Raw genomic sequence first — 12,139 nt, 5'->3', positions numbered from 1 at the left:
TCCGAAATTACTACCGTGAGCATGCTGAACAGTTCCTTCTGCAATGAGCCCGGTAGACTCCAGATCAGGGCGCCACAACCTCCAACGTACCCAGATCCAGCAAGGTGAAATGCCCGCTCGCCCACCCGCCCGTATCGATATGCCAGACATTGCCCAGCACTTTCACCTCAGCTAACGGCGTATGCCCGACCACCAGGGCCCGCAGCCCCGCGACGTGGGTCTCGTCGTCATGCTGCACCCGCCGGCGCGACCATTGGCAGACTTCCTGAACCTTGGCTTCCAGCGTCGGTGCCCGCAACATCTCACGCAGTCGTCGCCAGTCGGCAAACGGACAATCCGCATGCAACAGCCCCACAGGCCCCAGCGCCGTTTCCAGCTCGACAGCCAAGGGAATCCGTTCAAAACGTTCAACATAGCGCAACTGCTGCTCAGCCGGCAGATCGAGGAACCAGCCACCACCCGCAGTCCGGTACATGCCCAGGTCCAGCCACTGGCCGCGCACATGCGCAACCGCCAGGCCTTCATGGTTACCCTGCACCGCCACCAGCCACGGCTGATCAAGCCAGGCCAGCACCTGCTCGCATTCCGGCCCTCGGTCTACCAGGTCGCCGACGCTGAACAGGCGATCCACCGCCGGGTCGAAACCCACCGCATCCAGCGTGTGCTGCAACCGCGTAAAATGCCCATGCACATCGCCTACCGCCAGATCACGCCCGCGCGTGTTGGCCGCTACCTGCAGCATGGTGTTCATTGCATCCTCCTTTCACGGGTGCTGATGCGCAGGCGTACAATAAATGCCATGCCGCAACTCGCGCCCATTTGCGCCTGGAGTTCAATCATGCGCCCTGCCCTGGCTCTTGCCGCCCTGGCCTTGCTGGCCTTCAACAGCATGGCACAACCGACCGCCGAAGCGCCGGTGAAGGTCGACTACATCCACCCCGAAAAATTTCGCGATGCCAGCCTGAACAGCGCAGGCTACGAACGCGGCGCCGATCCCTATGTCATGAAGCAACTCAGCGCCGAGCTGGAAAAACTCGCCAGCCGCTACCTGCCAGCAGGCCAGGCCCTGCAGATCGACATTCGCGATATCGACCTGGCAGGCCGCTACGAGCCCTGGCAGCCGAATGCCTACAGTGTGCGTTTCATGCGTGATATCACCTGGCCGAGTATCGACCTGCACTATGTACTGCTGCAAGACGGCCAGATGCTGCGCCAGGCGGATGCTCGTGTCGATGACAAGTTCTACCTGCAACGCCCTGGCCGGCAAACCAGCAGCGACCGGCTGTTTGCCGAAAAGGCCATGCTCGATGAATGGTTCCGCAAGACCTTCAAAGGTTGACCCAGGTCGAACGGATACCCCGGTTGGCCTGTTAGACTCGCCGCTTTAACGTACCTGCGGAACCGCCCATGGCCATCAAGAAGTCTTCCATCGAACTCAAGCGCGACCTCAAGGCGGTGGCCAGTAACCTGGAGCGCACCGCAGGCGAGATCAGCAAGCTGGCCGAACGCATCAAGGACGTCGACGTTGTCGCCGTGCTGCATCTGATGAACCGCCTGTACAAGGACTCGGACAAGCTCAAGGCCTATGCCGACGAAATCAAGGATGGCCGGATCGTGCGGGCCAAGGCCGACTGACAGCCGGTCAGCGGGCTGTTCTGGCGGGCCCTGCTACACTTATTTTCGCCTACGGGAGGAATACGCCATGTCCGATAAACAACTCACCGAACTGCTCAGCCTGATCAACCAACGCCAGGATCGGCTGGCTTTCGCCTGCAAGGAAATCGCTGACTGGATCGACAGCCAGGGCGACAGGCCGGTCGCCGGCAAGATCCGCGACAGCCTCAAGGCCGTTGAAGCCGATGAAGTGCTGGTGAAAAAGACCCTGACCTCACTGACGCTGGAGCGACCACTACCGCGCTTCCGTTGACAGCGGCTGCTCACACCTCGTTTTCCTCTCGCCCAGGAGGCCCCTGCCATGGCGACGCATGAGCTCATCCCTTCGGTGCTGTTCAAGCTCAACGAAAACCAGGTAGCCCTTGCCGGCGCCGTCGAAGCACTGTCGAAATGGGTCGAGCAGCACGGCTCGACCGATGTGGCGCAAAGCGTGCGGGTGGCCCTGAGCACCGTGGACAACAACCTTGAACACATCACCCGGGGCATAGCCGAACTGATGAACGACTAAGCGTGCTCAGTCGTCGTCATGATCGTCGTGGTCTTCATCGTCCAGCACATCCAGGCCGTATTCCTCTTCGTCATCGCTGTCATCAAACAACGGGTTGACCTCGTCTTCGGCCAGCTCGTAGCCTTCGTCGAATTCGTGGTCAAGCAGGTGGTCGTGCTCGGGTTCGTGGATATCGAGGTCATCGTGCATGGGGCGGCTCCTGTCAGCAGCGTGTTTGCCAGGGCGCCTATATAAGGAAGTGCGAAGCCAAGGTCAATGCCGGGTACTCGCTGCGGTCACTAAACCCCGGCCACCGAAGCGACCGGAGCTTGTCACACCAGGGCTACCATGCCCGGCGATCAGGGACGACCATAGACATAAAAGTCCAGGTTGCTCGAGCTTTTACCGGCGGGGAACAACCCTTGCAGGTTGTTCATCGAGACGCTGCGGATGTTGAAGGTTTCTCCGCTGGCGGTGGTGGTGACCGTGACGTAGTTCAGGTTCTTGTCACTGCCACCCTTGTAGTCCAGACGCACCATGAAGGTGCCGGACCCGGCTGCTGCGACCAACTGGTAGGACTTGTACTGCTGCACCTGCGAGCCGACGAAGTTGTTGCCGGCGCGCTCACCTTCCTTGCCTTTCACATCGCAACGTCCGTTGCCGAGGTAGGTGAACTCTTGCAGGGCTTGTTGCAGCTCGGCCGTAAAGGTGCGCCGAGGGTCTTGGTCTTTCAGTTGCTGTACTGAGGTTGACATGACTCATCTCCGTATGAGTGGGATATCCGTACAGCACACGGAAGTCTAGATGGGGTAATCGAAGCCACCTGCCGGCCAGACGGACGGCGCAAAGCCAGTGTCTACGCCGCCTTGGTCAGTCCGTAGCAGCACTGACGGCCGCGCCGACCAGCACGAAAGGCAACATGGCAACCACGAAGACCCCGAACCAGAAGCCGTTGTAGGCATCCTTGAACGAATCTCCAAAACCTCTCTTGGGTTTGGCAGTCGCTACTTCTGCGGCAACGTTCAGTGTGTATTGGTAGGCTTCGGGCTGCTTGCCCTGGCTAACGACGCAGCCGTCGTCGCTCATGCGCACATACCGCTCCCCCGGCTCATAGTCGCGCCCTTCGTTCGCGCGAGTCGTACGGTTGTGGTGGAGAATGCGTTCCTGGAGTTCAGGCAGCTTTGCTTCAAGTGCGGCCACGCATTCATCCCGGGTGGCGAAGCTTCGGCTTATCTCGCCGATCAGCAGGGGGCGATTGTTACGATCGAGGAACACCTGCAACACCCCGCCCTGGCCATCGTCGCGCTTGTAAATCGTGGCATCCCGGCCATACGGTACGGCCCTGGTGTTGGTAAAGACTTTGAGTTCGTCGTTGCTCAGAGGCTGATTCAAGGTATAGCCAAATACCTGCGGCCCTTCGACGATGCCTTGCTTGACTGGCGAGGTGGAGCAACCTGCGAGTGATGAAACGACAATAGTCAGACTCAATGTGACACACAGCGCCCTGCTCATGACTCATCCTTTGTGTTGCATCGATAGCTTGAGGGCGGGTACCAGACCACGCTGCTTCAGTTCAAGCGCTTCTGGAAAAAGTGCAGTGAGTGCCCTGGCGGATAGTCGGTAATTTTCCCGAACTCGCTGAACCCAAGTTTCTGATAGAAGTGCGGCGCCTGGAAACTGGAGGTATCTAGCCAAATGCCGATGCAGGCTTTTTGCCGAGCGACATCTTCAGCCATCTTCATTAATTGCGAGCCGGTGCCTTGGCCGCGAACCTGCTCGGGAACGAACAAGTGCTCGATATGCATCCACTGGTAAGCAATTGCGCCGTGCAGGCCACCAATGACTTCATTGCTCGCAGAGTCGCGCAGCAGCAGTGCGAAGTTCTCATGCGCGGGCGCTCCGCCGTTGGCCACGTTGTAGGCCCGCAAGGGCTTCAGAATGGCCTGGTGATCAGCCTCTTTGACGTCCCACGATAGTTCGATCCTTGATGCCATTTGCTTGTCCTTGCTGGTGAATGTCAGGTCGCTCAACATCATCAGCGCTTGGCTCGCTGGGTGAAACCGATGGTCATGAAGACTGCGCCGGGAACCCACAAGCCGGGGCTGGAGGTACCCAGGCCGACGGCGAGTAGTGATAGACCAACAGCAAACATGGATGTTCTCCTTAACAAAAATTGCCAGTCCCTGGCGGAGTATTGAAGCATATATCGGTTACCCGGGAGCCCACCACCACGCACCTTGTTTGACTATTGGGTGCTCAACTCAACAAAGGCCGACCTTGCCTTTTTCCCGTTGCGGGCTCTTTTCCTATAAGGAGTTTCATTACTCCCTCAGCCTGCAGCTCACTGCGACTGCTTGGCCTTGCGCTGGTTTTTGATCCGGATGATTGTGAAGACGATGTTCGGCAGCATCATGATGATCAACATCCCTGAAAAGCCCACGAGCTCGGCACTGTAAGCATAGGAGCCCAGCGCGATGAAAATCATCGTGAACAAGAAACGTTGCGACAAAAATTTCTCTAGACCTCTCACTCTAACCTCTTCAATTCGTTAATAAACCTTTGGCGATTCTACAGCTTGCTCCGCGGGCAGGGAGCGCTATTGCCCCTTCGAAGCGTTTGGCAACAGAAAAGAGGGCCTTTGAGTTTGTGTCTTTCACCGGCGCTTGCCTATCGGGGGCTCGCTCCGCGGTTGTACCACTCAGCGCACCTTGCTGGCAGTGTAGGCCGGTCTGCTGCCACCTCCGTTCGTTGGCTATATTGTGGGAAACGAAACGGGGAATGGCCATGATGCATCTACTCGCAGTGCTGACGTTGTTGACCGCCACAGCAACAGCGGCACCTTCAGAGAGCGAGAAAGAGTCCATCAGGAATATCGTTGATTCCTCAGGCCCGATGCTCGGAATGCTGCTGGAATGTGATGCCTTGCCGCTATACGCCCAGTATACGGCCGCCCTTTCCGATGCAATGCATGCTTATCCTGGAACAGACCCAGCCAAGGTTCGAGCACTACTAAGGAAGATCGAACGACAAGCTGAAGTCCTTGGCTCCCTAGGCATGAAGAGGATCCCCAACCCTACTCCGGAAGAAATCGAGAATCATCAGGAACTGTGCCAACTACACGCTCGAATGGCTACCAACTCTTTGCAGAAACTAGACGACTTTATTCTGAAATGACCCGAGCATCGGCACGTACGTGGAGTATTGCAGGCGAGCCTTGTTTGCTTGAACATTGATAGGTTCAGTGCATCCTGTGTGATCGCCAAGCAGTTGGAGGTTGCCGGGTGGACGCGCCAGAAGCTGGCCTGTTCCATGCGATGTTTGCGACATCTCTTTTCTTACAGAGCCTGGTCCTTTACCCTCAAGCGCTTGCAGGAAACTGCCATGCACCGAACCAAACCGAACCAAAAGCTGCGTCACCACTCTCACTGAGCTATCGCACCTCAATCCCCAGGTCATGGTGCAGGCCATGCTGAAGTTTTACTGAATGCCTAAGAAACAGCCGGCGGATGCCAAGGCAGCAAGTGCTGCCGATATCGAACGATCCATCCAGGCCCTCAACAAACTGGCTGAACGCCTTTGGGGGGATGGCCGGGAGGTCGAAGCAAAAGCCCTCCTGGACGCATTGGATGGATTAAACCGGGCTTTGGACCGAATCAGAATCGGCGAAAGTCGCAGGGTTAAGACGCTCCATTGAAACGGCTATGCCGAACTCGAATGATATGGAAATCACATGAAGAAGATCGCAGCAATTTTGGCACTTTCCGCTCTCGCTGGTTGTGCTCATGAAAAATCTCAGTACGTACTCGATGTAGAGAATGCTCCTGCCCCCGCCTCACCCGAGGCAAAAGCAGTTGAGTGTGCTCACCTTTTCAGCGAAATTGATCGCAACAACGCCATCATGCTTCGCAGCTCTCAAGACGGCACCTTCACAATGAAGAACCAAAACGAAAAGGACGCGAGAAACGAAGCGCTGTCCATTCGGACGTTCAAAATTGGCTGCCCACGCCGGTAATAGGTATCTGCCCCCACTGGCCGAGCAGTAGCTACGCAGTCTGCTTCGAGTTCGTGTTCTTCACCGCCAAGCTGGTTGAGGGTATGCGTCTGGCCAAATCATCTACCCAGCTCCGCAAAGCCAAGACATGGTGTGCACTTAAATTTAAGTGGGCACCAGTTCTAGCCTTATAAGCGGGTACTTCATGCAGCCAACACGCCGTTCCTATTCCAAGTCCTTCAAAGCCCAAGTCATTCAAGAGTGTGCCCAGCCCGGCGCTTCGATTGCCAGCGCCGCGCTCAGCCATAACCTCAATGCAAACCTCGTCCACAAATGGATTCGCCTACAAGCGCAGAAAAGCACAGCGCTGCAACCTGCATTTATTCCGTTGCCCGTGCCGCTGACCGGGGCAAAGTCCCACGCATCATCATCGAATATCTGCGTTGAAATACAGCACTCGCGCGGCACCGTCACAGTGAACTGGCCCACTGAAAGTGCTGCTGCCTGCGCGACCTTTCTTCGAGGCCTTCTGCGATGATTCGTATCGACTCCATCTGGCTCGCCACCGAGCCTATGGACATGCGCGCAGGCACCGATACGGCGTTAGCCAAGGTGATTGCGGTATTCGGTGCGGCGCAGCCGCACTGTGCCTATCTGTTAGCCAATCGCCGCGCCAATCGCATGAAAGTGCTGGTGCATGACGGCTTCGGAATATGGCTGGCGGCGCGCCGCTTGAACCTAGGCAAGTTTCACTGGCCTGGTATTCGCCATGGCTCCGAAGTGGAACTGGATACCGAGAAACTTCAGGCATTGGTGCTGGGTCTGCCATGGCAACGCGCAGGCTCCGGCGGCTCGATCATACTGCTTTAACGGCTGCCACTAGCCTATAGGTCTATCGCCGCGAAGCGACTGCTCTGGCAAAATCCGGCGCATGACTTCTTCGCCCAATCTCGACCAAATGACTCCCGACCAACTGCGTGCCTTAGCTGCGCAGTTGCTCTCGCAAGTCGAAACAATGGGTAAGACGGTCGAAACCATGGGCAAGAAGATCAACCGCGATCAGACACTGATCGAGAGGCTGACCTTCGAGATCGCGCAGCTCAAACGTTTGAAGTTTGCCAAGCGCAGCGAGCAGATGAATTCTGAGCAGGCCAGTTTGCTCGTTGACCTGATAGATACTGATATCGCAGCGATTGAAGCAGAGCTTCAAGCCTTGCAAACAGTGCCAGCGGCGACCGAGAACAAGCAGAAGCCCAAGCGCACTGCATTGCCGGCTGAGTTTCCTCGCGCGTTGATCCATCACGAACCGGATAACACTCACTGCCCATGCGGCTGCGCCCTCAAGCGCATCGGCGAGGACGTCAGCGAGAAGCTGGACTACACTCCCGGCGTGTTTACCGTCGAACGCCATGTGCGTGGCAAATGGGTCTGCAATGACTGCGAAACGCTGATCCAGGCACCCGTTCCGGCGCAGATCATCGATAAGGGCATCCCAACCGCCGGGCTGCTGGCCCACGTGATGATCGCCAAGTTTGCCGACCACCTGCCGCTTTACCGTCAAGAGTCGATCTTCGGTCGAGCGAGCCTGGCGATTCCACGCTCAACCTTGGCTCAATGGGTTGGCGTGACTGGGGCTCAGTTGCAGCCGCTGGTCGATGCGCTGCGCGACGTGGTGCTCGGGCAGCAGGTCATTCATGCCGATGAAACACCCGTGCAAATGCTCATGCCGGGAACAAAGAAAACTCACCGTTCCTATGTTTGGGCCTACGTCACCAGCCAGTTCTCGGACGTGACAGCGGTGGTTTATGACTTCAGCCCCAGCCGTGTTGGAGAGCATGCTCGCAACTTCCTGCAAGGCTGGAAAGGCAAGTTGGTCTGCGATGATTTTGGTGGCTACAAGGCCAGCTTCGAACTTGGCGCTACCGAAATCGGCTGCATGGCCCATGCACGGCGTAAGTTCTTCGAACTGCACGCTACGAATAAAAGCACGCTTGCTGAGCAAGCCCTGCGCTATATCCAGTTGTTGTACGAAATCGAAAGCGAAGTCCGCGACTTGGAGCCGGATTTACGGCGCCGAATACGGCAAGAAAAAGCCGTCCCGGTGATGGACATGCTACATGCCTGGATGAGCGCCCAGCGTAACCTCGTGCCCGAAGGCTCAGCCATCAGCAGAGCAATGGATTACAGCCTGAAACGCTGGACAGCGTTGTCGCGCTACCTTGATGACGGGGCCGTACCCATTGACAACAATTGGGCCGAGAACCAGATACGACCTTGGGCTCTTGGACGCAAGAACTGGCTCTTTGCAGGGTCGTTGCGCAGCGGCAAACGAGCGGCGGCGATTATGAGTTTGATCCAATCGGCGCGACTGAATGGGCATGATCCGTATGCTTATTTGAAGGACGTCCTAACGCGACTGCCGACGCAGCGTGCGAGTGAAATTACCCAACTACTGCCGCATCGGTGGGCGCCTGTTTAATCTGGCAACGTGTGTTCGGCGAATGTGCCTTGATTTTCGCCTAGATTACCGCTGACAACCGAATGCTGATCATGTGCCCACTACTACGTCTTGATAGCCCCCAACGGCTTCAAAAAATAAACCACTCGCTCGGTCTCTGTGAAGCCCAATGCCTCATGCATGGCGTGGCTTCCTTGGTTATTCAGTAGCGCATCCGAGGCCAGTTCGGTGCAGCCCATTTCTTCGGCCCAGTGTTGGATTTCCGCCACGAGTTGCCGCGCTATGCCTTGGCTCCGACTAGCGGGTCGGACATACAGGCCTTCGAGAAAGGCCACAGGCGATGAGCTGGTACCGTTGACATAGTCCACCCGGATCGACGCCTCGGCAAAACCTAGAGTATTGCCATGTTCATTAACGAAGATAAGTACCACATAGCGCTCTGGTGCGTTCAGTATTGCCCGTTTGTCATTCTCATTGTTCGAGGAGGAATCAGGCCACAGAGCAACACGGAGGGGCAGCCAACCATCATGGTCAAGCATAGTGCAGCGTTTTATCATTGAAGAAATACTCGAAGGAATAACTGACCAAGATCATATGTCATCCTCGGTCAGTCTTGGAAGACCAACTCGCGCTTTCAAGGGTAGTGTTACGGGTGAGTAGAGCCGCATCCATTTTGCGGGCGAAAATTTAACGTTAATACTGTGGCATAGCGGTCGCATAGAAACTCCGCTTGAAAGGCCAGGAATGACGGGCCAGTAAGGTGTATTGCCCGGACGGATACGGTTGAGGAGCACGTGCCGTAGGCGGGTTACGTTGTTCATAAATTACCCAGACATAAAAAAGCCCCAGCGTTTGCCGAGGCCGATTTGAGCGTCACCGCTGACTACTACGTATTTGCATGCCGCCTGGATCGCACCACCCGAGTAGGCAGCGCTGCGGCAAAGGCAAAGGCCTCTTCCCGTGAGTGGAAGGAGCCAAGCCGGTCAGCATTGGTGCAGACCTTCCAGGGGCCGTTATTCACGCTGAGCACGTCATACCCATTGATATGCATCTTGGTAAGGATTGGAACACTCATCGTCACCTCCTTTCGCAGAGATAATCTAGGTTCGTCCCGAACACCTTACACTTGCTTTTTGCATCTGTGGCAACCACATGTCGCGCCACGAACCGCCCCCCTTGAATTTGTGGCGTGGACTACAGTTCATCCGCCTTGCGTTCAGCCCAGCGCTTACCGAGCTGGCGGGCCTGCTCAACGCCGAGGATGCCGATGAACGAGGCAGTGGCAATCGACCACGCAATGCTGAACCCGAACGCTTTCACGGTCAGGCCAACCACCATCACGATCAGCGCGCCGAGCGCTGCCTCGATCAACTGTCGGACTGGCTTCGTCTCTCTGCCGTCGTAGTGAATGCGCAACCCTGATAGATATGGGCACACCCACTGGCGACACCCGTAGCACTCAGTGCTATGCGTACAAGACATCGATTCATTCCACTCTTAATTCGTCGTAGGGAATATCAAGGCCCATGTGAGCCCAGCCTACAGGCATGATTTCCTGACCCGGATAAGCGCTCAGGATTATCGCTCCTTTTACCACCGTGCAGGTAAAGCAAGCGCCTGCTTTAGTTGGCTCATGATTAAACACCTTGATGATTAGCCTGATGAGTTCAAAGCGGCGAACATCAGTCAAGGGGTAGCCTTGAGGGTTCTTCTTACCTGAGGCCTCAGCAGTATTGAACCAAACCAAGCCAAGGCCAACCACGAATTGGGTTGCCCGGGTCTCACTGACGAACCAATCGCGGAACTTCGTGAGCGATGCTTCATTCCATGACCATGAGGCCTCATGGGCAGTCACGCAATTCAACGTGTCGTAATGAGCAATAGCCATTGTCTCATTAGAGGTATTGAAGCCAACAACGGCAATGCAGTTGCCAAGGCCAGCGGTACCCACTAACCCACTGAAGGGGGTCGACTTGGACAGTTTGTTAAACCCAGCTGCTTCCATTGCATAGGTCCTCCTTTGATTTGGGCTACAAGCATAGACGCGGAAAAACTACAGCGAAGGCATAGGCCTCGAACTGAGCTGGACAAACCTTGTAAGCATGCGCGACGGCCCCTACCGCCTGCCCGCACTACCCGACTATCCACATCCAGACCTACCCGAGGGCTGTCCTGGCTACAGTTAAAGCTGAAATTCCTTGGCCTGCTGCGGTACCGCCCGGACCAATACAGCTTGCTGAGTGAAGCGCAACGGCGCCGAGCTCTGCACCACCGAAACCAGGCGCCCGATTGAATCGATCCTCTTGCCGCGATGTGTGCTGTACTCGGCCACAAGAGCGTTCCAATGACGCGGCTTGAGCTGGGCATGCAGCAGTTTGTGCACGATGCACTCGGCCAACAGTGCAGCGTCCTTACCGGAGAATTCGCCCTTCTGCTTGCCGAAACACCCTACATCCCCCCCCTTTGCAGAATGCCGAGCACGTCAAGCAGACCTCCGACCTGCACCACCAGTGGCCACCGATCCTCGCCAAACTGGGGATTCGCTATCGGAAGCCATACAACTGCCGTCACACGTATGCGACAATATGCTCAATGTCTGGTCTCAACCCCGCCTTTATCGCCCAACAGCTTGGGCATAGCGTGCAGATGCTCTTATCGACATATGCGCGTTGGATCAACTCGTCCAGCGACTGGCAGGAGCTTGAAAAACTCCAGATTGGTCCGGAATTGGTCCGGAGCCGTGAAAGCGTTCCGTAAGTTATTGATAGGTAAGCCCTTTGATCTCCACAGCAAATATCACCATGCAAAAAAAATGGGGGTATTGGGCGGTATAGAGTGCAATGTTTCCGGGGGTTTCAGCCTCTCCTGAACGCACCAAAACGCATGCATTGGCCCAAAAATTGGCCCAAGAATGTGCCCTCTTTTCGGCGTCCTGCCGAGTAAAAAACAATCCTCCTCCGCAGTGCAGTTCGTCGCCTCAGCGCGCAGAATTTCTACGAGCCATATACTGTATATCCGAACAGTACAATTTCGGAGATTGCCATGCCCCTCGTCGACGATGATGACTTCGATCTCGGCGCCCCCACTTTGCTGGAGATGTGGAAGCACCAGGTCGTTCTGGTCACCAATGAAGCTGAATACCTGACCCACGAACTGGTGAAGGCGCGACAGAACATCGCCAAGCTGGTTGAGATGAATGAGGCGCTGTCGAAAGACCTACAGGCCTTGCAGATGAGAACACTGGGCAAGGCCCAGCCAATGGCATGCGGGGCTAGTGGCGGGTTGCCGTTGGACCGCCCAGTGCACCTTGCTGATAGTCCCCGACAGCCTGCATAAGAGACTCTGCCTCAAGACGTAGGCGCTCGACCTCTTCAGCGGGTGTAATGGAGTCACGGGCCTCGTGGTAGCGGCGCATCGCCTCAAGCGCCTGCTGCATCAGCGATTCACCATTTGCCATTTTCTCCTCAAGGTCTTTCATCCGCACCGCCTGGCTGTTCAATCAGGGCAGTATAGGCCTGCTCACAGGTCA

At 56.4% G+C, this 12,139-nt stretch carries 22 protein-coding genes and 1 pseudogene; 12 read left to right on the top strand and 11 right to left on the bottom strand.

Annotated elements, in window-relative coordinates; all coding sequences use genetic code 11:
* Window positions 1-64 precede the first annotated feature (64 nt).
* On the bottom strand, window positions 65-751 hold the full coding sequence (locus M5G11_RS00695) for a metallophosphoesterase (protein ID WP_273912618.1): 687 nt from the start codon (window positions 749-751) through the stop codon (window positions 65-67).
* An 87-nt stretch (window positions 752-838) separates the two neighbouring features.
* On the opposite strand from M5G11_RS00695, the gene M5G11_RS00690 reads away from it, so the two are divergent.
* The 4 genes from M5G11_RS00690 (at window position 839) to M5G11_RS00675 (ending at window position 2,182) form a co-directional block, all read left to right on the top strand.
* Window positions 839-1,339 (top strand): DUF3016 domain-containing protein, encoded by a 501-nt coding sequence (locus tag M5G11_RS00690; RefSeq protein ID WP_273912619.1) that lies wholly within the window; start codon window positions 839-841, stop codon window positions 1,337-1,339.
* A 68-nt stretch (window positions 1,340-1,407) separates the two neighbouring features.
* Window positions 1,408-1,635 (top strand): hypothetical protein, encoded by a 228-nt coding sequence (locus M5G11_RS00685; protein WP_273912620.1) that lies wholly within the window; start codon window positions 1,408-1,410, stop codon window positions 1,633-1,635.
* A gap of 67 nt (window positions 1,636-1,702) precedes the next feature.
* A complete protein-coding gene (locus M5G11_RS00680) occupies window positions 1,703-1,927 on the top strand; it encodes a hypothetical protein (RefSeq protein ID WP_273912621.1) in 225 nt (74 codons plus the stop codon).
* 48 nt (window positions 1,928-1,975) lie between these two features.
* Window positions 1,976-2,182 carry a hypothetical protein gene (locus M5G11_RS00675; protein ID WP_273912622.1) on the top strand — a complete coding sequence of 69 codons (207 nt, stop codon included), beginning with the start codon at window positions 1,976-1,978 and terminating at the stop codon, window positions 2,180-2,182.
* 6 nt (window positions 2,183-2,188) lie between these two features.
* Here the strand turns inward: M5G11_RS00675 and M5G11_RS00670 are convergent, their stop codons facing one another.
* The 5 genes from M5G11_RS00670 to M5G11_RS00650 form a co-directional block, all read right to left on the bottom strand.
* Entirely contained in the window at window positions 2,189-2,371 is a 183-nt protein-coding gene (locus M5G11_RS00670; RefSeq protein WP_273912623.1) for a hypothetical protein, read from the bottom strand.
* 149 nt (window positions 2,372-2,520) lie between these two features.
* Window positions 2,521-2,916 (bottom strand): hypothetical protein, encoded by a 396-nt coding sequence (locus M5G11_RS00665; RefSeq protein WP_273912624.1) that lies wholly within the window; start codon window positions 2,914-2,916, stop codon window positions 2,521-2,523.
* Between the two features lie 115 nt (window positions 2,917-3,031).
* Window positions 3,032-3,673 (bottom strand): hypothetical protein, encoded by a 642-nt coding sequence (locus tag M5G11_RS00660; RefSeq protein WP_273912625.1) that lies wholly within the window; start codon window positions 3,671-3,673, stop codon window positions 3,032-3,034.
* Window positions 3,674-3,729: 56 nt separating this feature from the next.
* Window positions 3,730-4,155: a GNAT family N-acetyltransferase gene (locus tag M5G11_RS00655; protein ID WP_273912642.1), complete on the bottom strand. Its 426-nt coding sequence runs from the start codon at window positions 4,153-4,155 to the stop codon at window positions 3,730-3,732.
* Window positions 4,156-4,502: 347 nt separating this feature from the next.
* Window positions 4,503-4,670 (bottom strand): hypothetical protein, encoded by a 168-nt coding sequence (locus M5G11_RS00650; RefSeq protein ID WP_273912626.1) that lies wholly within the window; start codon window positions 4,668-4,670, stop codon window positions 4,503-4,505.
* Window positions 4,671-4,939: 269 nt separating this feature from the next.
* On the opposite strand from M5G11_RS00650, the gene M5G11_RS00645 reads away from it, so the two are divergent.
* From M5G11_RS00645 to tnpC, 6 genes are all read left to right on the top strand, one after another.
* Entirely contained in the window at window positions 4,940-5,335 is a 396-nt protein-coding gene (locus M5G11_RS00645; protein ID WP_273925229.1) for a hypothetical protein, read from the top strand.
* Between the two features lie 310 nt (window positions 5,336-5,645).
* The gene (locus M5G11_RS00640) at window positions 5,646-5,855 is read left to right on the top strand and encodes a hypothetical protein (protein WP_273912628.1); all 210 of its coding nucleotides are present in this window, start codon (window positions 5,646-5,648) and stop codon (window positions 5,853-5,855) included.
* A gap of 36 nt (window positions 5,856-5,891) precedes the next feature.
* The gene (locus tag M5G11_RS00635) at window positions 5,892-6,173 is read left to right on the top strand and encodes a hypothetical protein (RefSeq protein ID WP_273912629.1); all 282 of its coding nucleotides are present in this window, start codon (window positions 5,892-5,894) and stop codon (window positions 6,171-6,173) included.
* Window positions 6,174-6,357: 184 nt separating this feature from the next.
* A complete protein-coding gene (gene tnpA / locus M5G11_RS00630) occupies window positions 6,358-6,690 on the top strand; it encodes an IS66-like element accessory protein TnpA (RefSeq protein WP_273912630.1) in 333 nt (110 codons plus the stop codon).
* Complete coding sequence (gene tnpB, locus M5G11_RS00625) at window positions 6,687-7,022, top strand: IS66 family insertion sequence element accessory protein TnpB (protein WP_273912631.1); 336 nt, start codon at window positions 6,687-6,689, stop codon at window positions 7,020-7,022. Before tnpA ends, tnpB begins: the two co-directional genes overlap by 4 nt.
* Before the next feature lie 61 nt (window positions 7,023-7,083).
* Complete coding sequence (tnpC, locus tag M5G11_RS00620; protein ID WP_273912632.1) at window positions 7,084-8,631, top strand: IS66 family transposase; 1,548 nt, start codon at window positions 7,084-7,086, stop codon at window positions 8,629-8,631.
* Window positions 8,632-8,714: 83 nt separating this feature from the next.
* Here the strand turns inward: tnpC and aac(6') are convergent, their stop codons facing one another.
* From aac(6') to M5G11_RS00595, 5 genes are all read right to left on the bottom strand, one after another.
* The gene (aac(6'), locus tag M5G11_RS00615; RefSeq protein WP_273912633.1) at window positions 8,715-9,149 is read right to left on the bottom strand and encodes an aminoglycoside 6'-N-acetyltransferase; all 435 of its coding nucleotides are present in this window, start codon (window positions 9,147-9,149) and stop codon (window positions 8,715-8,717) included.
* Between the two features lie 347 nt (window positions 9,150-9,496).
* Window positions 9,497-9,685 carry a DUF2188 domain-containing protein gene (locus M5G11_RS00610; RefSeq protein WP_273912635.1) on the bottom strand — a complete coding sequence of 63 codons (189 nt, stop codon included), beginning with the start codon at window positions 9,683-9,685 and terminating at the stop codon, window positions 9,497-9,499.
* A 119-nt stretch (window positions 9,686-9,804) separates the two neighbouring features.
* Complete coding sequence (locus tag M5G11_RS27455; protein ID WP_420793851.1) at window positions 9,805-9,981, bottom strand: phage holin family protein; 177 nt, start codon at window positions 9,979-9,981, stop codon at window positions 9,805-9,807.
* A gap of 115 nt (window positions 9,982-10,096) precedes the next feature.
* The gene (locus M5G11_RS00600) at window positions 10,097-10,615 is read right to left on the bottom strand and encodes a hypothetical protein (RefSeq protein ID WP_273912637.1); all 519 of its coding nucleotides are present in this window, start codon (window positions 10,613-10,615) and stop codon (window positions 10,097-10,099) included.
* A 177-nt stretch (window positions 10,616-10,792) separates the two neighbouring features.
* Window positions 10,793-11,008 (bottom strand): hypothetical protein, encoded by a 216-nt coding sequence (locus M5G11_RS00595; protein ID WP_273912638.1) that lies wholly within the window; start codon window positions 11,006-11,008, stop codon window positions 10,793-10,795.
* Between the two features lie 42 nt (window positions 11,009-11,050).
* On the opposite strand from M5G11_RS00595, the pseudogene M5G11_RS00590 reads away from it, so the two are divergent.
* Together M5G11_RS00590 and M5G11_RS00585 are read left to right on the top strand one after the other, a co-directional pair.
* Window positions 11,051-11,367 (top strand): annotated as a pseudogene (locus tag M5G11_RS00590) (site-specific integrase); the annotation flags it as partial.
* 285 nt (window positions 11,368-11,652) lie between these two features.
* Window positions 11,653-11,946, top strand: a complete 294-nt coding sequence (locus M5G11_RS00585) for a hypothetical protein (protein WP_273912643.1) — start codon at window positions 11,653-11,655, stop codon at window positions 11,944-11,946.
* Window positions 11,947-12,139: the final 193 nt, after the last annotated feature.

Origin of the sequence: Pseudomonas fontis (genome assembly GCF_028656955.1) — a bacterium.
Lineage (GTDB): Bacteria > Pseudomonadota > Gammaproteobacteria > Pseudomonadales > Pseudomonadaceae > Aquipseudomonas > Aquipseudomonas fontis.
This window is presented reverse-complemented; position numbering and strand designations above follow the sequence as displayed.